This is a genomic window from Jannaschia helgolandensis (assembly GCF_900109285.1).
GTDB lineage: Bacteria > Pseudomonadota > Alphaproteobacteria > Rhodobacterales > Rhodobacteraceae > Jannaschia > Jannaschia helgolandensis.
In genome coordinates, this window is the sequence record NZ_FNZQ01000003.1 from 20056 (window position 1) to 45266 (window position 25211).

19 protein-coding genes and 1 tRNA gene are annotated in these 25211 nt (G+C 62.8%); 16 read left to right on the plus strand and 4 right to left on the minus strand.

Features of this window, described 5'->3' with window-relative positions:
* Position 1: 1 nt before the first annotated feature.
* From BMY38_RS09090 to BMY38_RS09100, 3 genes are read left to right on the plus strand one after another with little or no spacing between them, the layout of a single operon-like run.
* Positions 2 to 1948, plus strand: coding sequence for a D-apionate lactonase family protein (locus BMY38_RS09090; RefSeq protein WP_092762084.1), 1947 nt, complete (start codon positions 2 to 4; stop codon positions 1946 to 1948).
* A gap of 1 nt (position 1949) precedes the next feature.
* Positions 1950 to 2948 (plus strand): D-erythronate dehydrogenase, encoded by a 999-nt coding sequence (gene denD / locus BMY38_RS09095; RefSeq protein ID WP_092762086.1) that lies wholly within the window; start codon positions 1950 to 1952, stop codon positions 2946 to 2948.
* Between the two features lie 41 nt (positions 2949 to 2989).
* Positions 2990 to 4006, plus strand: coding sequence for a TRAP transporter substrate-binding protein (locus tag BMY38_RS09100; RefSeq protein ID WP_092762087.1), 1017 nt, complete (start codon positions 2990 to 2992; stop codon positions 4004 to 4006).
* Between the two features lie 280 nt (positions 4007 to 4286).
* Here the strand turns inward: BMY38_RS09100 and BMY38_RS09105 are convergent.
* From BMY38_RS09105 to BMY38_RS09115, 3 genes are all read right to left on the minus strand, one after another.
* A tRNA-Gly gene (locus tag BMY38_RS09105) sits at positions 4287 to 4361 on the minus strand.
* 131 nt (positions 4362 to 4492) lie between these two features.
* Positions 4493 to 5215, minus strand: coding sequence for a hypothetical protein (locus tag BMY38_RS09110; protein ID WP_092762089.1), 723 nt, complete (start codon positions 5213 to 5215; stop codon positions 4493 to 4495).
* Positions 5216 to 5372: 157 nt separating this feature from the next.
* On the minus strand, positions 5373 to 8813 hold the full coding sequence (locus BMY38_RS09115; protein WP_092762660.1) for a pyruvate carboxylase: 3441 nt from the start codon (positions 8811 to 8813) through the stop codon (positions 5373 to 5375).
* A gap of 216 nt (positions 8814 to 9029) precedes the next feature.
* On the opposite strand from BMY38_RS09115, the gene BMY38_RS09120 reads away from it, so the two are divergent.
* Positions 9030 to 11450 (plus strand): ATP-dependent helicase, encoded by a 2421-nt coding sequence (locus tag BMY38_RS09120; RefSeq protein ID WP_092762091.1) that lies wholly within the window; start codon positions 9030 to 9032, stop codon positions 11448 to 11450.
* A gap of 467 nt (positions 11451 to 11917) precedes the next feature.
* Here BMY38_RS09120 and BMY38_RS09125 read toward each other — a convergent pair whose 3' ends face one another.
* A complete protein-coding gene (locus tag BMY38_RS09125) occupies positions 11918 to 12139 on the minus strand; it encodes a DUF1127 domain-containing protein (RefSeq protein WP_092762093.1) in 222 nt (73 codons plus the stop codon).
* Positions 12140 to 12352: 213 nt separating this feature from the next.
* Here BMY38_RS09125 and BMY38_RS09130 point away from each other — a divergent pair, with 213 nt between their 5' ends.
* The 12 genes from BMY38_RS09130 to murD all read left to right on the plus strand — a co-directional run bounded on the left by BMY38_RS09130 (position 12353) and on the right by murD (position 25131).
* Positions 12353 to 13543: an MFS transporter gene (locus BMY38_RS09130; RefSeq protein WP_175495828.1), complete on the plus strand. Its 1191-nt coding sequence runs from the start codon at positions 12353 to 12355 to the stop codon at positions 13541 to 13543.
* Positions 13544 to 13573: 30 nt separating this feature from the next.
* Positions 13574 to 14650 carry an Mrp/NBP35 family ATP-binding protein gene (locus tag BMY38_RS09135; protein WP_092762096.1) on the plus strand — a complete coding sequence of 359 codons (1077 nt, stop codon included), beginning with the start codon at positions 13574 to 13576 and terminating at the stop codon, positions 14648 to 14650.
* Positions 14651 to 15387: 737 nt separating this feature from the next.
* Entirely contained in the window at positions 15388 to 15894 is a 507-nt protein-coding gene (locus BMY38_RS09140; protein WP_092762098.1) for a division/cell wall cluster transcriptional repressor MraZ, read from the plus strand.
* A gap of 25 nt (positions 15895 to 15919) precedes the next feature.
* Entirely contained in the window at positions 15920 to 16891 is a 972-nt protein-coding gene (rsmH, locus tag BMY38_RS09145) for a 16S rRNA (cytosine(1402)-N(4))-methyltransferase RsmH (RefSeq protein ID WP_092762100.1), read from the plus strand.
* Positions 16891 to 17352: a cell division protein FtsL gene (gene ftsL, locus BMY38_RS18105; protein ID WP_175495829.1), complete on the plus strand. Its 462-nt coding sequence runs from the start codon at positions 16891 to 16893 to the stop codon at positions 17350 to 17352. Before rsmH ends, ftsL begins: the two co-directional genes overlap by 1 nt.
* Positions 17349 to 19145, plus strand: a complete 1797-nt coding sequence (locus BMY38_RS09155; RefSeq protein ID WP_092762102.1) for a peptidoglycan D,D-transpeptidase FtsI family protein — start codon at positions 17349 to 17351, stop codon at positions 19143 to 19145. The genes ftsL and BMY38_RS09155 overlap by 4 nt, the downstream gene beginning before the upstream one ends.
* Positions 19146 to 19207: 62 nt before the next feature.
* Positions 19208 to 20662, plus strand: coding sequence for a UDP-N-acetylmuramoyl-L-alanyl-D-glutamate--2,6-diaminopimelate ligase (locus tag BMY38_RS09160; protein WP_092762103.1), 1455 nt, complete (start codon positions 19208 to 19210; stop codon positions 20660 to 20662).
* The gene (locus BMY38_RS09165; RefSeq protein ID WP_092762105.1) at positions 20659 to 22047 is read left to right on the plus strand and encodes a UDP-N-acetylmuramoyl-tripeptide--D-alanyl-D-alanine ligase; all 1389 of its coding nucleotides are present in this window, start codon (positions 20659 to 20661) and stop codon (positions 22045 to 22047) included. The genes BMY38_RS09160 and BMY38_RS09165 overlap by 4 nt, the downstream gene beginning before the upstream one ends.
* A 7-nt stretch (positions 22048 to 22054) precedes the next feature.
* Positions 22055 to 23137 (plus strand): phospho-N-acetylmuramoyl-pentapeptide-transferase, encoded by a 1083-nt coding sequence (mraY, locus tag BMY38_RS09170; RefSeq protein WP_092762107.1) that lies wholly within the window; start codon positions 22055 to 22057, stop codon positions 23135 to 23137.
* Complete coding sequence (locus BMY38_RS09175; protein ID WP_092762109.1) at positions 23137 to 23538, plus strand: ACT domain-containing protein; 402 nt, start codon at positions 23137 to 23139, stop codon at positions 23536 to 23538. The genes mraY and BMY38_RS09175 overlap by 1 nt, the downstream gene beginning before the upstream one ends.
* Entirely contained in the window at positions 23531 to 23758 is a 228-nt protein-coding gene (locus tag BMY38_RS09180; protein ID WP_092762111.1) for a hypothetical protein, read from the plus strand. Before BMY38_RS09175 ends, BMY38_RS09180 begins: the two co-directional genes overlap by 8 nt.
* Positions 23755 to 25131, plus strand: coding sequence for a UDP-N-acetylmuramoyl-L-alanine--D-glutamate ligase (gene murD, locus BMY38_RS09185; protein WP_092762113.1), 1377 nt, complete (start codon positions 23755 to 23757; stop codon positions 25129 to 25131). The genes BMY38_RS09180 and murD overlap by 4 nt, the downstream gene beginning before the upstream one ends.
* Positions 25132 to 25211 lie beyond the last annotated feature (80 nt).

Consider the following 25211-nt stretch of genomic DNA (forward strand, 5'->3'; position numbering starts at 1 on the left):
GATGACGGACAATCCATCGCGGGCCATTGCGCTCTATGGAACCGAGGAAGCAATTAGGCCGCCGCGCGTGCTACGCGCAGGAAAGCTCTCGGCGGAGCTGGAGGCCGGCAACCTGCGCTATATTCGCTGGGACGGAGAAGAAGTGCTGCGTGCCGTATCCTTCATCGTGCGCGACAAGGATTGGGGCACCTACAATCCCGAGATTTCCGGGCTGAAAGTGACGGAAGAGGCGGATCGCTTCGTCGTGACGCTGCATGCCGTCGCGGGCGACGCCGATCAGGCCTTTGCCTATGACGCGCGGATCGAAGGGCGGGCGGACGGCACGCTGACCTTCCACGGACGGGGCGGTACGGACAGCGGGTTCCTGACCAATCGCACCGGCTTCGTCATCCTTCACCCGATCGATGGCATCGCCGGTGCGCCGGTGACGGTCACCCATACCGACGGCATGACGGTCGAAACGGTTTTTCCCGAGATCATCGACCCGGTGCAGCCGATGATGGGCCTGCGCGCGCTGGCTCACACCACACCCGGCGGCCTGCATGTCGACACCCTGATGGAGGGCGACACCTATGAGATGGAGGATCAGCGGAACTGGACCGATGCCTCCTACAAGACATATGTGCGACCGCTGGCGCTACCGTGGCCATATCGGATCGAGCCGGGCGAAATCATCGACCAGACAATCACGGTGACCGTCTCCGGTGCGATAGCGACGGCGGATGCCAGCGGTGTGCTGATGCTGACTCCGGGCGTGACTGTCGGGCGCATGCCGCCGCTGGGGCTGGGCCTTCGGCCCGAGAACGCCGAGACAACACTGAGTGCCGCCGATGCGGTTCGCGATCTGGGGCCCGCTTATCTGGTGCTGCACCACGACCCGCGCGCCGGGCACGACCGCGCCACGCTGGAACGCCAACTTGAGGCAGCAACTGCAATCGGCGCGGAGCCGTGGCTGGAGGCCGTAATAACGGCCACGGATGATGCTGGGGCTGTGGCCGAGGTGAGCGCCCTAGGTGCGCTTGCAAAGGCCGTGAACCGTCCATTCGGGACGATACTGCTGTCGCCTGCGCCCGATCTGAAATGCACGTTGCCGGGATCGGTCTGGCCGCCCGCGCCCGATGCAGCAACGCTCTACGCCGCCGCCCGCACGGCATTTCCGGGCGTTCGTATCGGCGGAGGTATGTTCAGCTATTTCACCGAACTCAACCGAAAGCGGCCACCGCTGGACGAGCTGGATCTGATCGGTTTCACCACGTCTCCGATGGTGCACGCGGGCGATGATCGGTCGGTGATGGAAACGCGCGAGGCGCATCCGGCCATTGTCGCATCGGTCAACGCCATTTCCGCGGACACACCATGGGCGGTCGGGCCGTCGGCCATCGGTGTGCGGGACAATCCCTATGGCGCATCGGCAAAGGATAATCCGAACAATATCCGCCAGGCGATGAACCGCAACGATCCGCGCCAGCGTGGCCTGCTGGGGGCGGCCTGGGCGTTGGGATATATCGCCGATTTTGCGCGGGGGGGCGCGGCAGGCATCGCTTTGGGCGCACCGACCGGCCCGTTCGGCGTGTTGTCGTCGCCGACCGACGATCCGGAACCGTGGTACGATGGCGACGGCGGGCTTTACCCGGTATTTCACGTTCTGCGCGGGTTGGCCCACCAGCGGGAAGTGCCGATCCTGTCGCTGAACCTGCGCCCCGCCGATCCGGTGACGGGCCTGGCTTTGCGCGTTTCCGATGCGACTGAAATCTGGCTCGCCAATACCGGGGCGGACCCCACGACGGTGACGATCGCGGGGCAGGGACGCTTAACAGTCGCCGTCTTGGATGCCGGCAGTTTCGCGGGGGCAGCCCGCGCGCGCGATCACATGGACAATCTGACGAAACATGAGGGCCCAATCACGCTCGACGGCTTTGCCGTGGTGCGGATTCGGGTGGAGGACTGATATGCACCTGTTGATAATCGGCGCGGCTGGGATGATCGGTCACAAGCTGGCCGAAAAAGTCGCGGCGACGGGAATGATCGGGGATCGGAAGGTCGACGTACTGACCCTGGCAGACGTGATCGAACCCGAAGCGGCGACGGACTTCGACGGTGAGCGTCGGGCAATGGCCGTGGATCTGTCCCAGGGTGGCACGGCAGAGCGCATGATCGCGGACCAGCCCGATGTGGTGGTCCATCTTGCCGCCATCGTTTCGGGCGAGGCGGAAGCGGATTTCGACAAGGGCTACCGCATAAATCTTGACGGCACGCGGATGTTGTTCGACGCCATCCGGCTGACTCAAGGCTATGTCCCGCGCGTCGTCTACGCCTCGTCGCTGGCGGTCTTCGGGGCGCCGTTTCCGGACCGTATCCCCGATGACTTCCACCTGACGCCGCTGACCAGTTACGGCACCCAGAAGGCGATAGGCGAGTTGCTGCTGGACGATTATTCGCGGCGCGGTTTTCTCGACGGAGTCGGCATCCGCTTTCCGACGATCTGCATCCGACCGGGCAAGCCGAACAAGGCGGCCTCCGGTTTCTTTTCGGGAATCCTGCGCGAGCCGCTGAACGGACAGGACGCAGTGCTGCCTGTCCCGGACGACGTCCGCCATTGGCACGCCAGCCCGCGTGCCGCCGTGGGCTTCATCGAACACGCTGCCAGCATGGATACGGCGCGTCTGGGTCATGCGCGCAACCTGACGATGCCGGGTGTATCAGCCACCGTAGGCGACCAGATCGCGGCGCTGCGCGCGGTCGCGGGTGACGGGGCCGTCGCCCACATCCGACGTCAGCCCGACGAGACAATCGCCCGAATCGTCGCCGGATGGCCACGTGACCTCGACACTGCCCGTGCCCGCGACATGGGCTTCAAGGCTGAAACCTCGTTCCGCGAAATCATCCAGATTTACGTGGACGACGAATTGGGCGGCGTCCTGCCGTCCGAACCTGCATCGCCCCGATAGTGAATGGTGCGTATGCTTCATACCAAGGGAGGAACTTCAACATGACCAGACATAGTTTGGCGGCCGCCACGGCCATCGGCCTTGTGCTATCCGCGGGAGGCGTTGCGGCGCAGACGACAAAACTCAGCATTCAGAACCATCAGGCACCCGAATCGACATCGGGCCGGATGATCGCCGACTTTGTCGAAAACGTAACCCGCATGTCCGGCGGCGACATCGAGATCGAGATGTTCTACTCGGCTTCGGTTGTGAAATCGGCCGAGACGTTCGACGCCGCCGCGACCGGCATCCTTGACTGCGACATGACCAACGGCAGCTATCAGACCGGCAAGAACCCGGCGTTCCAGTTTGTCGCCGACACCATGGGTGGCTATGACTCACCGTTGGAATATCAAGCCTGGGTTAACGTCGGTGGCGGGCGGGAACAGATAAATGCGCTCTATAATCCTTTTGGAATGACCTTTATCGGGGCCGCTGTCGGCGGGCAGGAATCGCTGAGTTCGACACGTCCGCTGAACGGGCCCGCGGATTTGGAGGGGTTCAAGTTCCGCTCGCCTCCGGGGATGGAATCGGAAATTTTCGCCAAGCTGGGTGCATCGCCCATCGTGATGGATTTCACCGAAATCTTCACCGCACTGGAAACCGGCATCATCGACGGCGCCGATGCCTCGTCTCTGGCCAACAACGTCGGGCTGGGCATCTACGACATCGCCAAGCACACCACGTATCCGGGCTTCCATTCGATGTCTGCGGACCATCTGGCATGTCGGACCGAGGTCTGGGACGCGATCCCGGACGCGCACAAGGCAATCATCGAGACGGCGCATCGGGCCATGGCGATGGACCTGATGATGAACACGCTGGTCGAGAACGGCGAGGCATTGGCGACGCTGCCCGATCAGGGGGTCGTCGTCTATGATTGGTCGGCGGAGGATCGCGCCACGTTCCGTGCTGCGGCGCAGGATGCCTGGTCCGAGTGGGCTGAAAAGACGCCTGAAACGGCTGCCATCGTCCAAAGCCATCGCGACTTCATCAAGCGGATCGGCTTGGGAGAGTAACGATTCCGGCCCCCTGAGGACCTTGGGGGGCCGATGATCGTGCATCATGCTGGCAGTAATATGCGACTGTTGCGATTGGATCTGATGATCGGCCGTGCCAATTGCCAATGCCTGAAACAACAGACCGTGCCCGAGAAACCCAGTTCCGTATTCAAGCTTTCGGTAACATACAGTCGAGCGGTTCGACTGAACCCTAATCAGTCTTCGTATGTCACCCCCCAAAACAGAAAGGCCGCCCGGAGGCGGCCTTGTCTGATTAACCGTGGGTATTCGGTTATTTTGGAGCGGGCGAGGCGATTCGAACGCCCGACCCTAACCTTGGCAAGGTTATGCTCTACCCCTGAGCTACGCCCGCCCTCTTCAATGTGGGTCAGATAGGAAAACCGGACCGTCGGTGCAAGCGGAAAAACCAACGCTTCGGCGAAAAGATATGTGCTTCGCGCCGATGTCGGTACGGATGTTTCGTCCGTCCCCGATACAGCGGGATCAGTAGTCAGCCAGACCCGTTGCCGTGAAGTTGTCGATTGCGAAATATTCGTTATTCGCACCAGCCGAGGCATCCGACCCGAAACCGAAGTTGATGTTCTCGCGCGGATTTTCCTGCAGGTTCTTCACCGTGATGGAGATATTGGACATGGCATCCACTCTGTCCGGATTTCCACCCAGGTTCACGGCCTTATCGATTTCAGTATAACGGATGATGATACCGCGTTCGGCAAGATCGCTGGCTGCGGTGAAGGTGGGAACGCCCTGATCGACGGTCACGCTGCCAACGGCCTGACCGTCGATGAAGACGGTGCCGGTATCGCCATCGAAGTCGTCCATGGCATACAGGTCGAAAGCAAACGAAGCTTCGGTTGCATTCGGATCGATTGCGAAGTCGCGGGACACGCCGGGCAGACCGCTCGTGTTCTCGATTGGTCCAAGCACATTGCCGATACCGTTCATTTCCTGGGCTGTGGCACCGGACCAGCCTTCTGACCCGTTGTCGAACCCGGACGCGTATTGCAGGCCTACGACCGTATCGGTCGATGTCCCGCTCAGTTCCTCGTCGACGGTTCCTGCGAGCGATCGCATCCCGACCCCGATGATGTCGGTGGAATACAGGCCGACGGCAGTGACGGCAGCCGCAAGTACCACATAATCTACTGTGACGGCCCCACGCGAATTGCGGAGGAATTTACGGAAATGGGCAACATTCGTACGCATGGCAGTACTCGATTCATATTAGGCTGTCATCTTTGATAGCCCCAACTTCTGGCATGCAGACGAACTTTTCACGGCCGAATTGGGGCGGTTGAGATCGAGTTGGCGAACAATTCATGGTAAACTGTCGTGATCGTTTCCTCCGCCGCCAGACGACGTCTCAGTCCAGCTCTACCAACAGGTCTTTCGCATCGATCTGCGCTCCGGGGCCGACATGCAGCGCGGCAACGGTGGCGTCACGGTCCGCATGAAGGCCGGTTTCCATCTTCATCGCCTCGATCGTCAACAGCAGATCGCCCTTTTTCACCTTTGCCCCGACCGTGACCGCGACCGACGCCACGACGCCGGGCATCGGCGCACCGATGTGATCGGCATTCCCAACCGCCGCTTTGGGCCGCTTGGCCGCAGTGCCTGCAACGCCGCGATCCGGCACACGGATCGTTCGCGGCTGGCCGTTCAGTTCGAAAAAGACGCGGACCTCGCCATCGGGGTTGGTCTCGCCCCGTGCAACGCAACGGATTTCCAGCGTCTTGCCGGGGTCGATTTCGGCATGTGTCTCGTCGCCCGGCTCCATTCCATAAAAGAACACCGGCGTCGGCAGGGCGCGCACCGGACCATAGGTCGCATGGCGTTCTGCGTAATCGGTAAAGACCTTCGGATACATCAGATAGCCGTTCAGATCCTCGTTATCGATCTCCTGATCCAGCCTGTTCGACAGCTCCTTGCGCATCTCTTCAAGCGGGGCTGGCGGCAGGTGCTTGCCCGGCCGCTCGGTCAGTGGCTTTTCGCCTTTCAGCACTTTCTTCTGCAAATCCCTGGGCCAGCCGCCAGGGGGCTGCCCCAGATTGCCGCGCATCATGTCGATGACCGATTCCGGAAAGCTTACTTCGAAGCTCGGGTCCACCACCTGATCGACGGTCAGGCCCTGCGCCACCATCATCAATGCCATGTCACCCACCACCTTGGACGATGGTGTGACCTTCACGATGTCACCGAACATCCGGTTCACGTCCGAATACATCTGTGCGACCTCGTGCCAGCGCTCTTCCAGTCCCATGGACCGGGCCTGCGCCTTGAGATTGGTGAACTGCCCGCCCGGCATTTCGTGCAGGTAAACCTCTGACGACGGCGCCTGCATGCCGCTCTCGAACGCCAGATACTGCGCCCGAACGGCTTCCCAGTAATCCGACATCCGCCGCACGGCGTCCTTGTCAAGCCCCGGATCGCGGGAGTTGCCCTGCAACGCGGCCAGAATGGTGCCGAAGGTTGCCTGACTGGTGTTGCCCGAAAACGAGTCCATCGCCACATCCGCTGCGTCCACGCCCATTTCGGTCGCGGCCAGGATCGTGGCGCTGGCGATGCCCGCCGTGTCATGCGTGTGAAAGTGGACTGGAATGCCAACTTCTTCCTTCAATGCCTTGATCAACACGCGCGCGCCGGCAGGCTTCAAAAGTCCGGCCATGTCTTTCAGACCCAGCACATGCGCCCCTGCCGCCTCCAGTTGTCTGGCCATGTCGACATAGTATTTGAGGTCGTATTTCGCACGGTCCGGGTCCAGCAGGTCGCCGGTATAGCAGACCGTCCCTTCGCAGACGCGGCCCGTGTCAATTACCGCATCCATCGCGACGCGCATGTTCTCGACCCAGTTGAGGCTGTCGAACACGCGGAAGATATCCACACCCGTCTCAGCGGCCTGCGCCACGAAGGATTGTACCACGTTATCGGGATAGTTGGTGTATCCCACGCCGTTCGACGCCCGCAGAAGCATCTGGGTGCAGATGTTCGGCATCGCTGCCCGCAGGTCGCGCAGACGTTGCCACGGACATTCCTGCAGGAACCGATAGGCTACGTCGAAGGTCGCGCCGCCCCAGCACTCCACCGACAGAAGCTGCGGCAGGTTGCTTGCATAGACCGGGGCCGCGCGCACCATGTCGATCGATCGCATCCGCGTTGCCAGCAGAGACTGATGCCCGTCCCGCATTGTCGTGTCCGTCAGCAGCAGGCGGTCGCGCGACAACATCCAGTCGGCCAGTCCCTTGGCCCCATCACGGTCCAGGATCTGCTTTGTGCCAGCAGGCGGCGTATCGGCAAGTTGCGGTGGCACCTTGGGGGCGCGGATGTCGGCGTGGGGCCGCGGCCGACCTTCGGTCTCGGGGTGACCATTGACGGAAATATCGGCGATATAGGTCAGGATTTTGGTGGCGCGGTCACGCTGCACCTTGAAATCGAACAACTCGGGCGTCGTGTCGATAAAGGTCGTGGAATAATCGTAGGACAGGAATTTCGGGTGCTGCAGCAGGTTCACGACGAAGGGAATGTTCGTGCTGACACCCCGGATGCGGAACTCGCGCAGCGCCCGGTCCATCCGTTTGATCGCCGCCTCGGGCGTGCGGGCCCAGGCCGTTACCTTGGTCAGCAGGCTATCGTAGTATCGCGTGATAACCGCCCCGGAATAGGCCGTGCCGCCGTCCAGACGGATGCCCATGCCTGTGGCACTGCGATAGGTCGTGATACGGCCATAGTCAGGGATGAAGTTGTTCTGCGGGTCTTCGGTTGTAACCCGGCATTGTACTGCGTGGCCGTCCAGCGTGACATCATACTGCGATGCGACGCCCGTCGCCTCGGTCAGGGATTTGCCTTCGGCGATCAGGATCTGCGCGCGCACGATGTCGATGCCTGTGACTTCCTCGGTCACAGTATGTTCGACCTGAACGCGGGGGTTCACTTCGATGAAATAGAACTCGCCCGAGTCCATATCCATCAGGAACTCGACCGTGCCCGCGCATTCGTAATTCACATGCTCGCAGATTTTCTTGCCCAGCGAACAGATGTGATCGCGCTGCGTCTCCGACAGATACGGGGCAGGTGCGCGCTCCACGACCTTCTGGTTGCGCCGTTGAACCGAACAATCACGCTCGTACAGGTGATAGATGTTGCCGTGACTGTCGCCCAGGATCTGCACTTCGACGTGGCGAGCGCGGGTGATCATCTTCTCCAGATATCCCTCGCCGTTACCGAACGCGGCCTCCGCTTCACGACGCCCCTCCAGCACTTTCTCCTCCAGCTCGTCCTCGGACAGAATTGGACGCATTCCGCGCCCGCCGCCGCCCCAGCTGGCCTTCAGCATCAGGGGATAGCCGACCTCCGCAGCTTGTTTCTTCACCAGCTTCATGTCGTCACCCAGCACATCCGTCGCCGGGATCACCGGCACGCCTGCCGCGATTGCCACCTGCCGGGCACTGGCCTTGTCGCCGAGTGCCCGCATGGTTTCGGCTCTGGGACCGATGAAGGTAATGTCATTCTCGGCACAGGCATCCACAAACACGGGGTTTTCCGACAACAACCCATATCCGGGGTGGATCGCATCCGCCCCCGACGCCTTGGCCACGCGAATGATTTCAGGGATCGACAGGTAGGCCGCGACCGGGCCCAGCCCTTCGCCGATACGGTAAGCTTCGTCCGCTTTGAACCGGTGCAGGCTCAGTTTGTCCTCTTCGGCGTAAACAGCGACGGTCTTTTTGCCCATCTCGTTGGCCGCGCGCATGACGCGGATGGCGATTTCACCCCGGTTCGCGATCAGGATTTTCTTGAAGTCGGCCATCTGCATGTCCCCTGGGTCTGTGGATGACGAAGTGGTAACGGCATCGCTGCGGCGCGGCAACTGCGTGTGTCGGACAGGCGCCGACCGTTCCGCAAGATGTTCCATTAAGATCCCCCTCGCGACTGCAGGATAGTTCGATATGCCGATATCGGCGCAGGCAGAACGCAACACGAACACGGGGTTCCCTCGCGGGCATGCACGTTCTATTCATCCCGCATGAATGATTTTGACGATTCCGACGCCTTTGAATCCGCCAGCCTGTCGTCGCGCGCGATGGCGGCCCGGCCCGCGCCCTACATGGATGGGCTGAACCCGGCGCAATTGCTGGCTGTCAACACGCTCGACGGTCCGGTTCTGATGCTGGCCGGGGCGGGCACGGGCAAAACCCGCGCCCTGACCGCGCGAATTGCGCATCTTATGGCATCGGGGCAGGCGCGTCCGAACGAAATCCTCGCCGTGACCTTTACCAACAAGGCCGCGCGCGAAATGCGCGAACGGGTCGGTGGCATGATGGGACAGGTGGCCGAAGGCATGCCGTGGCTTGGCACCTTCCATTCGGTCTGCGTCAAGCTGCTGCGCCGTCACGCCGAACTGGTCGGGCGCAAGATCCCGGTGAACGGCGAGGTGCGCGACCTGCACCTGAAATCCAACTTCACAATCCTCGACACCGACGATCAGCTACGCCTGCTCAAACAGCTCATCATCGCCACCGGGATCGACGAGAAGAAATGGCCACCCCGGATGCTGGCGGGCATCATTGACCATTGGAAAAACCGCGCCTGGACCCCCGACAAGGTCCCCGCGCATGAGGCGGAGGCCTTCAACGGCAAGGGGGTGGTGCTCTACCGCGAATATCAGGATCGCCTGCTGACCCTGAACGCCGTCGATTTCGGCGACCTGTTGCTGCATGTCATCGGCATCTTTCAGGCCCATGACGACATTCTGGCCAAATACCGCGCATGGTTCAAATACATCCTCGTCGACGAATATCAGGATACGAACGTCGCCCAGTACATGTGGCTGCGGCTGCTCGCCGGGGGGCACCGCAACATCTGCTGCGTCGGCGACGACGACCAATCCATCTATGGCTGGCGCGGGGCCGAGGTCGGCAATATCCTGCGCTTCGAGAAGGACTTCGAGGGTGCGGAAATCATCCGCCTCGAACAGAACTACCGCTCCACCCCCCACATCCTCGCCGCCGCCTCCGCGGTGATCGCGGGCAACCAGGGACGTTTGGGCAAGACCCTCTGGACCGAAGCAGAGGAGGGCGAAAAGGTCTGCCTGATCGGGCACTGGGACGGGGACGAGGAAGCGCGTTGGATCGGTGAAGACGCCGAAAGCCTCGCGCGCGGGACACGCGGTCTCGACCCGTTTTCGCTCGATGACATGGCGATTCTGCTGCGCGCCTCGCACCAGATGCGCGCCTTTGAAGACCGCTTCCTGACCATCGGTCTGCCCTACCGCGTCATCGGCGGACCACGCTTCTACGAGCGTCTCGAAATCCGTGATGCGATGGCCTATTTCCGCGTCGTCGTGTCACCGGACGACGATCTGGCGTTCGAACGCGTCGTCAATACGCCCAAACGCGGCTTGGGCGACAAGGCCCAACAGACGATTCAGGTCATGGCCCGGACGAACGGCGTGTCCTTGCTGGAAGGCGCGCGGCTTTGTGTCTTGTCCAAGACCATCGGCGGCAAGGGCGGCAAGGCGCTGGACGAACTCGTCAAAGGCTTTGATCGCTGGCGGTCGGAACTGCTCGACGGACGCGACCACATCCATCTGGCCGAGGAGATTCTCGACGAATCCGGCTATACCACCTTCTGGCAGAACGAAAAGACGCCCGAAGCCCCCGGTCGCCTCGAAAACCTCAAGGAACTGGTCAAGGCGCTGGAGGGGTTCGAGAACCTGCAAGGTTTCCTCGAACACGTCTCGCTGATCATGGACAACGAACAATCCCAGTCCGAGCCGATGATCACCCTGATGACCCTGCACGGTGCCAAGGGGCTTGAATTTCCGGTCGTCTACTTGCCCGGATGGGAAGACGGGTTGTTTCCATCGCAACGCTCGATGGACGAGTCGGGCGTCAAGGGACTGGAGGAGGAGCGGCGGCTGGCCTACGTCGGCATCACCCGCGCCGAAGAAATCTGCACGATCAGCTTTGCCGCCAACCGCCGCGTCTATGGCCAGTGGCAATCGGCATTACCATCGCGTTTCATCGACGAACTACCCGCCGAGCACGTCGAGGTGCTGACACCCCCCGGTCTCTACGGTGGCGGTTTCGGCACGAACACGATGGCCGAGGCACAACACGATGCAATGTCCGGCGGCGTCGAATCTGACATGCCCGCCAAGGCCGCCAAGGCCGACGTCTATAACTCGCCGGGCTGGCGACGCCTGCAATCGAACACGGCGCGCCCGACGATGCAGCCATCGGAGGCCAGGAACCTGACCATCGATGCCAACGCCGTTTCGGCCTTCGCCGTCGATGATCGCGTGTTCCACACCAAGTTCGGCTATGGCGCTGTGATTGCCATCGAAGGCGACAAGCTGGAGGTCACGTTCGACAAGGCCGGGACGAAGAAGATTGTCGGTCGGTTCCTGATGGGAGCTGATCAGGCCGGAGATGTGCCGTTTTGACAGGAGGACACTTGCATCAGATCGGGATGGGTATTCGGGTCTGATCGTAAAATGGGGCCCACGGAAGTATCCAGAACCAAAAAAACCGCGATGCCCAAGGGAGGAAGGGCATCGCGGTTTCTGTTTTGGCAACCGCCTCGTGGGAGGACGGGGCGTCGCCGGTTCGATCGCAGCGCCATCGGGAGGAAACGCGCCTGGATCGAATGTCTGTCACCGAACACGCGCTGGGCGGGAACGGTTCCGTAATTTCTGCGAAGGCTCCGGCGACGCTCCAATCGGGAGGAAATGAGCGCCACCGGTCCTTCACGTCGCCCGTTCCCCAAGGGAGGAGGAGAGGTTCGGGCGGGTCCCCGGCCTAAGGGAGGAGGAAGACCGGGAATAGGTGCGACGGTCGGATCAAGGGAGGAAGAGATCGCCGCCGCGTATCCCGTATCGCCCAAGGGAGGAGAGGGCGATCCGGGTATTCTTTACTTGCCGTAGGCCGCTTCCAGAGCGACGCCGCGGATCATCGAGCGGCTCAGGCCCAGATCTGCCAGGTCACGGTTCGACAGGGCGGCAAGCTCGGACACGGTGTTGCGATAGGTGCGCCATTTGCTATAATCTGCACGTGCAGTTTCGATGCGGGTGATCAGACGGTCACGCAGCGTGCTGGCGATGGCACCGGTATTGCCATATGTGGTATAAGCCATGATATCTTCCTCTTATAAGAGGCTTCTGCCTCTGGTGCGTCCCGGCCCCATTGCCGGTCGGCTTGTTGTTTCGTTGATGGGAAGATGGGGCGGTTGCTGCGCATGCACAATACTCAGAACATTCAATGCCGCTATGCAGCATTTGCATAGCGAAAGAGCGTCATTACCGCAGATATCTGCCGGTATCGCGAAACCTTTATACCTATGCCTGGGATGAGTGCGCTAAGCCATCCGGGCTTCCGTGCGTATTTCTTCGCAGCAGTGCCCTTGGTCCAGGCCCTTTGGGCACAGCGCGTCACGCTGGGCTGGCTGGCGTGGCAGGTTTCGGGTTCCCCCGCGTTTGTCGGCTTCATCGCGGCGCTCGGGCTGGCCCCAATGATCATTGCGGGGCCTGTCTTCGGCGTTGTGGTGGATCGCTCCGATATTCGCCGGGCGCTGATGGCGACCTCGGGTGGCATGTGTGCCCTGCTGGTTCTGGCCGCGTTGATTGCGGGCGGGCCGGGGTTGGGAAAGATCGGGCTTGCCATCCTGGCGTTGGCCATCGGGCTGGTTACGGCGGCACATCACCCCGTCCGTATGTCGCTGGGTCCGCGTCTTGTGCCTATGGCGGACGTGCCTGCCGTGGTGGCGCTTTCGGCGCTGAACTTTAATCTGGGCCGGATGATCGGGCCGGTGCTGACAGGCCTTGCCATCGCATCGGTCGGGCCGGTGGCGACACTCTGGATGTCGGCGGCGCTATACCTGCCGATGCTGGTGGCCGTCCGGTGGATGGACCCGCGGCCGTTGCCGCTGATGCCGCACATTTCGGTCTTGCGCGGCATCGGGGAGGGATTGCGGTATCTGGCGGGAAACCGCGTCGCGCGGCAAGCTTTGATCCTGACGGCGGCGATCGCCGTATTGGTGCGGGGATATCTGGAGTTGTTGCCGGTCATGGCCGAAGGTGTACACGCGCGCGGGGCCGAGGGTCTGGGGCTGCTGACCGCTGCCGCGGGTGTCGGCGCGGTAATCGCGGCGCTGGCCAAGACGGCGGGTGTAGGGCAGGGCGGCATTTCCCCGATTACCCGCGCATTGCTGGTGGTCGGTGTTCTGTCGCTGGCGGCGCTTGGCCTGTCGCAAAGCTGGTGGGCGGCGCTGGGCTGGACGGCTGTGGCGGGCTTTGCCTCGACCTTCTGCGGCGTCAGCCTTCAGGCCGCGGTGCAGGAGGATCTGCCCGACAACCTGCGCGGTCGCGTCATGTCGCTCTGGGTGGTGGTGGGCATCGGAGCGGTGGCCGTCGGCTCGGGTGCGCTGGGCTGGCTGGCTGCCGGGTTCGGCTTGCAGTCCATCCTGATCTGGACCGGAGGCCTTGGCGGCGTTGTGGCGCTGGCGCTGGCCTTGCCATCAGGCGCGGGGCGGGCCACCTAGGCCGTAACCGCCCCTTTGGAGGTCTCAGCGATGTCCCTTTCCCGCGACGATGTAACCCGTGCCCTGTCCACCATCGAGACGCCGGACGGTGGCAATATCGTCTCGGGCGACATGATCCGTGCGCTGATTGTCGACGGCGACGCCGTAAGGTTCGTGATCGAGGTGCCGTCCGCCGAGATCGCCAAAGTGTCCGAGCCGCTGCGCGCCGCCGCCGAACGCGTCGTCGCGGCACTGCCGGGTGCGGGCCGGGTACAGGCCGTGCTGACCGCACCGACCGCTGAAAAGGCCCCGCCGTCGCTGAAGATCGGCGGCCATCCCAAGCCGCAGGAGGGGCCAATGCGCGTGCCGGGGGTAAAACGCGTGCTGGCCATTGCCTCGGGCAAGGGTGGAGTCGGCAAATCCACCGTCAGTTCCAACCTGGCCGTTGCGCTGGCCCGGCAGGGGCGCAAGGTCGGCCTGCTTGACGGCGATATTCACGGACCCAGCCAACCGCGCATGATGGGAGCCACGCAGCGTCCCGCCTCGCCGGACGGCAAGTCGATCATTCCGTTGCAGGCTCACGGGGTTACGCTGATGTCGATCGGCCTGATGCTGGCCGAGGACAAGGCCGTCATCTGGCGCGGCCCGATGCTGATGGGCGCACTGCAACAGATGATGGGGCAGGTGCAGTGGGACCACTACGACGGAGAGCTGGATATTCTGATCGTCGATCTGCCGCCGGGAACGGGCGACGTGCAACTGACACTCTGCACCAAGGCAGTGGTCGAGGGGGCTATTGTCGTGTCGACGCCGCAGGATGTCGCGCTTCTGGATGCGCGCAAGGCGCTGGATATGTTCGCATCGCTGAAGACACCTGTGTTGGGCCTGATTGAGAACATGTCGCTCTTCCATTGTCCCGAATGCGGGCACGAGGCGCATATCTTCGGTCATGGCGGTGTTGCGACGGAAGCGGCGCGTCTTGGATTGCCGTTTCTGGGCGCATTGCCGATCGATCTGGACACACGGCTGGCCGGGGATGCCGGAACGCCGGTCGCGCTGGGCGATGGCGTGATGGCTGACGCCTTTGCCGGAATCGCGGGCCGCCTGATCGCGAACGGCCACGCCTGATCGGACTGTCCGCTGGAATCTTGTGCCACTTCATGGTCCGACCTTCGTGGTCTCAGGGTCGGCAGGGTTTTGCCGAAATCGAATCCGCACCTATCCGTGATTCGCAAATCGGGCCTAATGCGTCAGAGTTGCCTTACTGAGAGCATCTTTCTGGATGAGAGGAATGCTTCTTTAGGGCCGTAAGAAGCGGCGCGCGCGTGTGTTTCGGCTCAAATTTGGCTTTCATGTGCGGATTCCGCAACTCTGACGCGGGATCGCGGGATTTATCTCCACTCAAGTTTTTAACCATACCTGCCAATAATTGTTGCTTTACGCACAACATGTTGTGCCACCCCTGCCTATCCACAAGTTTACCCACATCCTGTGGATAAAAAATGTGGGATGAAGTGGCATAAAAAGGGTTCCCCGACCGCCTCAGGCGTGGCATCAACTCCCTACAGAGAAACGGGGAGGATCGAGGCGCAGACCTCCAACCCCTACAAAAGCAAAAACTTGAGGCAGGTTAGACAGGCACCCCCCACATATCTCTGAACGACAGAAGATCCGGACGCGCGCAGTACTCAATACATCCCCCCAGGTGGCAGCGCGCCATGGACGCCCGACACGGACTCCGAGCAGGGTTCACATGCCGGGAGAACAGGGCGGACCGGGTTTTGGCAGAGACCTGGTTCGCCCGATTTCATTTTCAGGGGCATTGCAACGGCGGGTCGTAAGGCCGCCACGACAGGACGGATCGGTTGGAGCAGCGTTTCCGGGGCACCAGCACCCACAAGGTGGATGTGAAGGGCAGGGTTTCCATTCCCGCCGACTTCCGCCGTGTGCTCGATGCCTGCGATCCCGACCGCGAGGCAGGGACGAACCCGCACATGATCCTGTGTTTCGGCGATGGTCGGTTTCCATATTACACTGCCTACACCGCGCAGGGCGTCGCCGAGATGGGCGAGATGATCGAGGACATGGACGAGGGCGACCCGCACCGCGAGGCGTTGGAGGACTATTTTTATTCGCAGGCCGAAACCATCAGCATCGACGACAGCGGTCGGCTGATCCTGAACGCCGCATTGCGCAGTCGCATCGGCATCACAGATCAGGCCGTCTTTGCCGGCAAGGGCAAGACTTTCCGCATTCATTCGCCCGCTGCCCCCGAAGCCGCGACCAGCCGTTTGGGTCAGGTTCTGGCCGATCTGCCAGAAGGGGTGCCGATCACGTCGTTGCTGCCAAAGAAGCGGCGTTCCGTCGACTGATGGAGCTGTTGCAGGCCCATCCCGCATGAGTGAGTCCGCCGCGCCACATGTTCCGGTTCTTCTGGCCGCGATTCTGGAAAACGTGGCCCCGGTTCAGGGGCTGTGGTTGGATGGCACCATGGGCGCCGGGGGATACACCCGGGGGCTGTTGGAGGCGGGCGCGGACCGGGTGATCGGTCTGGACCGCGATCCGCTGGCCCACCAGATGGCGCGCGACTGGGCAGATGGGCGGGTAACACTTGTGAAGAGCGTATTCTCGAAGATGGATGAGGTGGGTGAGGCTGTGGACGGCGTCGTTCTGGATCTGGGCGTCAGCTCAATGCAACTGGACCTTGCTGATCGTGGCTTCAGTTTCATGCGTGACGGGCCACTGGACATGCGGATGGGCGATGACGGTCCGACCGCCGCTGATCTGGTCAATGAGATGGACGAGGGTAGGCTGGCCGACATCCTGCACCGCTACGGCGAGGAGCGTGCCGCGCGTCGCATCGCCAGGTCAATCGTGCGTCGTCGGGCCGAAATGCCGTTCGCCACAACGCTGGATCTGGCAGAAACCGTAGCTGCCAACCTGCCGCGTCAGAAGCCGGGTCAGAGTCATCCCGCGACCCGCAGTTTTCAGGCCATCCGCATCGCCGTGAACGATGAGTTCGGCGAACTGGCGGAAGGCCTGCAAGCTGCTGAAAGAACGCTTAAACCCGGCGGATGGCTGGCCGTCGTCTCGTTCCATTCGGTTGAAGACCGGGCGGTCAAGCGCTTCCTTGCCGACCGCGCCGATGCGGGTGGTGGTGGCAGCCGGTATGCGCCCGAACGCGCCGCCCGCCGCGCGGCATTCGAAATTACGCATAAGGCCATCGGGCCGACAGACGGGGAAATCGCCGGAAATCCGCGCGCGCGATCAGCCCGGTTGCGCCTGGCAAGACGCACCGATGCGCCCGCAGGCCGGGTCGATCGGCGGGCGCTTGGCCTGCCTGAACCAGTTCGTCTGGGAGCGATCTGATGCGAATTCTGCTTTATGCGCTCTCCGTTTCGGTTGTCGTGATCCTGGCTTTTTGGGCCTATGGCGAGGGTTATGAGACCCGCGCCACAGAGCGCGATGTCGCCCGGCTGGAGCGTACGATTGGCGCGCGCCATCAGGAGTTGTCGATGTTGCGTGCAGAATGGGCCTATCTGAATCGCCCCGACCGTCTGCAAGAGCTGGCTGAGATGAATTTCGAGACACTGGGCCTGATCCCGCTGGCTCCCGATCATTTTGCGCTCGCCGATCAGGTCGGCTATCCACCGCCCGCGCCGCTCGCACTGCCAACGCCGCCCGCATCGCCGCAGGTCTGGGCCGAAGGGGAAGCGCTGGAGCAGAAGATAGGCGATGTCATCGTCATGACATATCGTTTCGGTGCCGATGCCAAGCCGCGGGTGATATCGCCGCCAACTCTGGCCGATGACGGGGAGCAGCTTCCATGATCCGCCGCCGCCGCGCCCGAGTCCTCGCCACCGATCCTTTCGTGCCTGTGAACCCGACCGTGCCGCGTCCCCAGACGACGGTCGTAGTACCGCGCGAAAACCCCGAAAAGGTCCGCTCGCGCGCCGAACGGCGGTTGAAATTCACCACCGTCTGTTTCGTGCTCGGCTTTGCGGTCATCGGTCTGAAGATGGGCACGATTGCCGCCACCGACGCCCGCGAGCCAGCGACCGGCGGGCTGGCCGGGGCCGACATCGTTTCGGCCCGCGCCGATATCACTGATCGCGAAGGCCGCGTTTTGGCCACGAACGTCACGGCAACCGCGCTCTATGCGCAGCCGCGCCTGATGATCAACCCGCTGACAGCCGCAGAAGGACTGGCCCAGATTTTCCCCGACATGGAAGTCGAGGTGTGGCAGAAGCGTTTTACGTCCGGGTCCAAGTTCTACTGGCTCAAAGGCAATATCTCACCCGAGCAGCAGCAGGCGGTGCACGATCTGGGCGAACCGGGACTGCTGTTCGGTCAACGTGAAATGCGCGTCTATCCCAACGGCCAGCTGGCCGGTCATATTCTGGGTGGCGCGCGATATGGCCAACAGGACGTGCGGGCGGCGGAAATCAAGGGCGTCGCCGGTGTCGAGGCGGAGTTCGACGACTATCTCAGCGACCCTGCGCGCGAGGGTGCTCCGCTGCGCCTGTCGATCGATGTATCGGTGCAGACAGCGATGGAGCGCGTGTTGGCGTCGGGCATGCGGCTGATGTCGGCCAAGGGTGCAGCGGGCGTTCTGATGGACGTGAATACCGGAGAGATCGTCTCGATGGCGTCACTTCCGGACTTCGATCCCAACAGTCGCCCGGCTCCCCCGACCGAGGGCACTCCGGGGGATAGTCCGCTGTTCAACCGCGCAGTGCAGGGCGTCTATGAGCTCGGATCCGTGTTCAAGATACTGACCATTGCACAATCGCTCGAATTGGGCCTGACAAATTCGGGTACGATAATCGACACGAGCGGCCCGTTGCGGCAGGGTCGCTTCAGTATCCGTGACTTCGACGACTATGGCGACCGGCTTTCGGTGACGGACGTGATTGTGAAATCGTCGAACATCGGCACGGCAAGGATAGCATTGGAAATCGGTGCGGAGCGGCAGCAGAGCTTTTTGAAATCGCTGGGCCTTTTCGAATCCACCCCGGTCGAGCTGGCCGAGGCGCCGGGGGCACATCCCCTCGTGCCTGCCCGCTGGCCGGACATCTCCACCATGACCATCAGCTATGGTCACGGGATATCGGTCTCGCCGCTGCATCTGGCGACGGCCTATGCCTCGGTCCTAAATGGTGGAACGCGCGTGCAGCCGACGCTTCTGGCCCGCGAGGGGCCTGTCGAGCCAGGGCCGCGCATCGTCAGCTCTCGCGTTTCCGCCGAGGCACGCAACATGTTGCGGCAGGTGGTGACGCGCGGCACCGCCTCGCTGGCCGAGGTCGAAGGTTATCAGATCGGCGGCAAGACCGGCACTGCGGACAAGCCCAGCCCGGCCGGTGGATACTACGATGACAAGACGATCTCGACTTTTGCGGGTGTCTTTCCCGCGCAGGATCCGAAGTATGTGATCGTCGTCACGCTGGACGAGCCCAGCATCGAGGCCGCGGGACAGTTGCGGAGAACCGCCGGCTGGACGGCAGTGCCGATCGCGTCGGAACTGGTTCGGCGGGTCGCGCCATTACTGGGGCTGCGGCCCGATTTCGATCCGGGCGTGGATACTTTCGGTGAATATCTGACCCAGACCGCCGCGCAGCGATAAACCGTGGTCCATGGACGGCGCGGGCAGTGCACGTTAGGGCATTCCCGTGTCGGGGGAAGAAGATGCAGAAGACGCTTTCTGAACTGGGATTGACGGGGGCGGCCGACCTTCGGATCGGCGGATTGTCGGTCGATAACCGCAAGACGCGCCCCGGTGATCTGTTCGCGGCCCTGCCCGGCGCCGTGACCCATGGCGCGCGATTTGCCGCCGATGCGCTGAACCGCGGGGCCGTCGCGATTCTGACAGACCCCGCCGGGGCTGCTATCCTGCCCGAAGGGACACCCGCCATCGTGGTCGAAGACCCGCGTGCCGCATTGGCCTTCGCCGCCGCCCTGATGGCCGGGTCGCAGCCTGACGTGATGGTCGCGGTCACCGGCACCAACGGCAAGACCAGCGTTGCCAGTTTCACCCGTCAGTTATGGGAGACGATGGGGTTCTCCGCGGCGAATATCGGCACGACGGGCGTCGAAGGCGCATTCCATGCCTCCTCCGTCCATACGACGCCGGAACCGATCACGCTGCACCGTCTGCTGGCAGACATGGCCGATGCAGGTATCACCCATGCGGCGATGGAGGCTTCGTCCCACGGTTTGGACCAGCGCCGTCTGGAAGCGGTGCGCCTGGCAGCTGCCGGCTTCACCAATCTGACTCAGGACCACCTTGATTATCACGGCACTATGGAGGCCTATCTGGCCGCCAAGGCAGGGCTGTTCGACCGTCTTCTTCCCGGTGACGGGGTCGCGGTCGTGAATCTGGATGATCCGCATGGGCCGGACATCGCCGCAGCCTGCGAAAGTCGCGGGCAGGAGATCATCGGTGTCGGTCGCAACGCCGCCGCGCGGATCCTGCTGACAGGCCAGCGGTTCGATGCCACCGGGCAGCAGGTCCTGTTCCGCTGGCAGGGGCGCGCGCATTCGGTCCGGCTGGATCTGATCGGCGGGTTCCAGGCTGCCAACGCCCTTTTGGCAGCAGGGCTGGTGATCGGCGGCGGCGAAGACCCCGAGGCGACTTTTGCCGCCTTGCCGAGTTTGACCGGTGTGCGCGGGCGTATGCAACTGGCCGCGTCCCGCCATGGCGGTGCGGCGGTCTTCGTCGATTATGCCCACACGCCCGATGCCGTTGCGACCGCGTTGCAAGCGCTGCGCCCGCACGTCATGGGTCGGATCGTTGCCATCGTCGGCGCGGGCGGCGATCGTGACACCGGCAAGCGACCCCTGATGGGAGCCGCCGCAGCCGAACATGCCGACGTGGTGATCGTCACAGACGACAACCCAAGGTCGGAAGACCCGGCCACAATCCGTATCGCCGTAATGCAGGGTGCACCGGGTGCCATCGAAATCGGCGACCGGGCCGAGGCGATCCTGCGCGGGACGAGTATGTTGGAACCGGGTGATGCACTGCTGATCATGGGTAAGGGCCACGAAAGCGGTCAGACCGTCGGCGATATGGTTCTGCCCTTCGACGATGTGGAACAGGCGTCGCTGTCGGTCGCCGCACTCGAAGGACGGGAGGCATGACGCTCTGGTCCGCGACAGATGCCGCAGCGGCGACCGGCGGCACGACGCAGGGTGACTGGGACGTTGATGGCTTCGGCATCGACAGCCGCACGATACGGCCTGGCCAGATGTTCGTGGCGCTGAAGGCGGCGCGCGATGGCCATGATTTCGTGCGCGCCGCGCTGGACGCCGGCGCCACCGCCGCGCTGGTGGATCGTATTCCCGACGGCTGCGAAGATGCGCCTTTGCTGGTGGTGGGCAACGTGCAGACCGCGCTGGAGGCTCTGGGCCGGGCCGGTCGCGCCCGTACGGGTGCCAAGGTGATTGCGGTGACAGGAAGCGTCGGCAAGACCTCGACCAAGGAAATGCTGCGGCACTGTCTGTCGTCGCAGGGACTCACCCATGCAGCGATCAAGTCCTACAACAACCATTGGGGCGTGCCGCTGACATTGGCCGCGATCCCGGTCGAGGCCGATTTCGCCGTCGTCGAGATCGGTATGAATCACCCCGGAGAAATCGCGCCCTTGACCGCCATGGTCGCGCCCGACGTGGCCATGGTCATCAACGTATCAGCCGTGCACATGGAGGCTTTTGCCGACGGCGTGCCGGGTATCGCCCGCGAGAAGGCGTCGATCTTCGATGGCCTTGTCGCAGGGGGCACTGCGATCTGGAACGCGGATTTGGAGGTTTCCACGATTCTTGCGCGTCAGGGTACGGTGTCGTTCGGTCGGGTCGAGACGGCCGATTGGCGTCTGCTCGACGTCAATGCCGGGTCCGACAACACCAGTTGCGCCGCCTCGACGCCGCTGGGCCCGATCATGTTCCGTATCGGTGCCCCCGGCGCGCATTTCGCGATGAATGCGTTGGCGTCTTTGGCTGCCGTTCATGCTGTCGGAGCCGATGTGGCGCGCGCGGCACTTCGCCTGATGGACTGGACCCCGCCCGAGGGACGGGGCCAGCGCCACGCCGTCCTGCTGCACCCCGATCAAGCGCCGGTCGACCTGATCGACGATGCCTACAACGCCAATCCGGCTTCGGTCGGCGCGGCACTGGATCTGCTGGCGGCGACGCATGTGCCGCGCCGTGCCCGTCGGATCGCTATTCTGGGCGATATGAAGGAACTGGGTCAGACAGGACCCGACCTGCATGCCGGGCTGGCAGAGCATCCGGCGATGGACACGATCGATATGGTCCACACCGTCGGGCCGCTGATGCGGCGGCTGCACGATGCCGTGCGTCCCGATCAGCGTGGACATCACGAGGACGACACACTCCGGTTGGCCGTGCACCTGCGCGACATGGTGCGGCCGGGCGATGCGGTCCTGGTCAAAGGATCGCTTTCTATGAAGATGGCCACGCTGGTCGAAGGTTTGCGCGCGTTGGATGACGCGAAGCCAAAAGGATAAAATCAAGATGCTGTATTGGCTGACAAAGCTTTCGGACGGCGGCGACCTATTCAACCTTTTCAACTATATTACCGTGCGGGCTGGCGGTGCGTTCTTCACCGCGCTGATTTTCGGTTTCGTGTTCGGACCTCCCCTTATCAACCTGTTGCGTCGTCAGCAGGGCAAGGGCCAGCCGATCCGCCCCGACGGACCAGAGACGCATTTCGCCAAGGCCGGGACTCCCACCATGGGCGGTGTGCTGATCCTGGGGGCAGTTATGGTGTCGACGCTGTTGTTCGGGCGGCTCGATAATATCTATGTCTGGCTGGTGCTGGGCGTCACGATCAGCTTCGGGGCCATCGGCTTCGTCGACGATTACGCCAAGGTCAGTGCAGGCAACGCCAAGGGTGTGTCCGGTCGCGTGCGATTGCTGCTGGGATTCGTGATCGCGACCGTTGCGGGCGTCGTAGCCATGTGGGCGCATCCGGACACGTTGCAGGGTCAGTTGGCGGTTCCCTTCTTCAAGAACGTGCTTTTGAACATGGGATATTTCTATATTCCGTTCATCATGATCGTCATTGTGGGGTCCGCGAATGCGGTCAATCTTACCGACGGTCTGGATGGTCTTGCGATCATGCCGGTGATGATTGCAGCGGGAACTTTGGGCGTGATCTCCTATGCCGTCGGACGCATCGATTTTACCGAATATCTTGACGTCCACTACGTCCCCGGCACGGGGGAACTTCTGATCTTCTGCGCCGGGCTGATTGGCGGGGGTCTTGGTTTCCTGTGGTATAACGCCCCGCCCGCCGCGGTGTTCATGGGCGACACGGGATCGCTGGCTCTGGGGGGCGGATTGGGCACGATCGCCGTTGTGACCAAGCATGAATTGGTCTGGGCCATCATCGGCGGGCTGTTCGTGGTCGAGGCGCTTTCGGTCATCATCCAGGTCGTCTATTTCAAGTCGACGGGCAAACGTGTGTTCCTGATGGCTCCGATCCACCATCACTTCGAGAAAAAGGGCTGGGCAGAACCGCAGGTTGTCATTCGCTTCTGGATCATCGCGCTGATTCTGGCGCTGATCGGGCTGGCAACTTTGAAGATACGCTGATGGTGATCCGAAGAACCGAAGACATGATCGCGAAGATGGCCCCGGAACGACTGGAGGGTCTCTTTGCGTTCGCCACGTCAGACGATGACGCGCTTGTGCGGCAGGCCGTGGCCACGATCCGGGAGCCAGAAGGGCTGTCGCTCATACTTCCGTTGGACGTCGCGCAGAGGGCCGGTCTGGACGTTTCACAGCCAATGGCATGTCTGACGCTGAATGTCGCATCGGCCCTTTACGGCGTCGGGCTGACTGCTGCCGTTGCTACCGCGCTGGCCTGCGAAAATATCGCTTGCAACATGGTCGCGGGACATCACCACGATCATGCTTTCGTGCCCGCAAACGATGCTGATCGTGCGCTTTCGGTTCTGCATATGCGCTCCGCCGCCGAGGTTCCGGATGTTTAGGCGTTATCTTGAATGGCGCACGCGCCGCGCGGGGCCACCCGTCTCGCTCAGCGTGCGGGCGGCGCGGTATGGAGCATTGGCCTTCGCCATCGCCCTGGCGATCATGGCCGTGCCGGTCTGGCAGGGCACACGCGACGCGGTCGATGCCCCGCCGCTGAATCCCGATCAGCCGTGGGAGGCGCTGCGCCAGATGGGCCGCGACATGGGGGCGGACGCATGATCCCGGTGCGCGGCTTCGAGGGGGCAACGGTTGCCGTGCTGGGTCTCGGCCGGTCCGGTCTGACCGCCGCCCGGGCCTTGCGCGCAGGGGGGGCGACGGTGCTGACGTGGGACGACGGCACATCAGGGCGCGACACCGCGCAGGCCGAGGGGTTCGAGGTGCGCGATCTGACCAGGCCCGGCGCATTTGACGGGGTCGTGACGCTGGTTACATCGCCCGGCATACCGCACCTTTATCCTGCGCCGCATCCGGTAATCCGGGCCGCCTGGGACGCGGGTGTGGCGGTCGACAACGACATCGGGTTGTTCTTTCGATCGCTGGACCACGCGGCACCGCGCACCGTCTGCGTAACCGGATCGAATGGTAAATCGACGACCTCCGCCCTGTTGCATCACATCCTGACCAGCACCGGAAAGACCGCATATCTGGCGGGGAACATCGGGCGCGGTGTCCTGGACCTCGATATGCCGGGCGAAGATGACATCGTGATTCTGGAACTCAGCAGTTATCAGACCGAACTGGCGCGCAGCCTGACGCCGGATATCTGCGTCTTCACCAACCTGTCGCCCGATCATCTGGACCGTCATGCCGGATTGGGCGGATACTTTGCCGCCAAGCGCCGCCTGTTCGCCGAAGGCGGGCCGGATCGAGCCGTGATCGGCGTGGACGAGGACGAGGGCCGCTTTCTAGCAAACCAGTTGCAGGAAGCGCCGGTCGATGACCGGGTGATCCGCGTCTCGACCGGCAAGCTGACCGGGCCGGGCTGGCTGGTCACCGTCAAGAAGGGCTGGCTGTCCGAACATCGCAAGGGCCGTCAGGTCGCCAGCGTAGATCTGCGGGACATTCCGGGCCTGCCGGGGCGGCACAATCATCAGAACGCCTGCGCCGCATGGGGTGCGGCGCGGGCCCTGGGCTTGGGCCCGCGCGATATCGAAGCCGGGTTGCGAACCTATCCCGGCCTGCCGCACCGCTCGCAACTGATCGCGACCCGCGATGGCGTGACCTATGTCAACGACAGCAAGGCCACCAATGTGGATGCCGCGGCGCAGGCATTGCAGGCTTTCAAATCCATCCGCTGGATCTGTGGCGGGTTGCAGAAGGATGGCGGGTTGGAGGGTCTGCACCCGCATCTGGGCAACGTCGCTCGCGCTTATGTCATAGGGCGCGAGGCCGAGGCTTTCGCACTTGCACTGGGACCGGGCGTCGAGACCGAGATCTGCACCGATATGGCCACCGCCGTCGCCCGTGCCTATACCGATGCGCAACCGGGCGATACGGTTCTGCTGGCCCCTGCGGCGGCGAGTTTCGACCAATACGACAGCTTCGAACGGCGCGGCGAGGATTTCGCCACCCAGGTTGCGGCGCTGACCTGACCCAGACGTGCGACGGGCAGGACCGCGGCGTTCTGCCCGTCGCGATGACTTGTCCTTAGTATACCGTACCGACTGTCCGG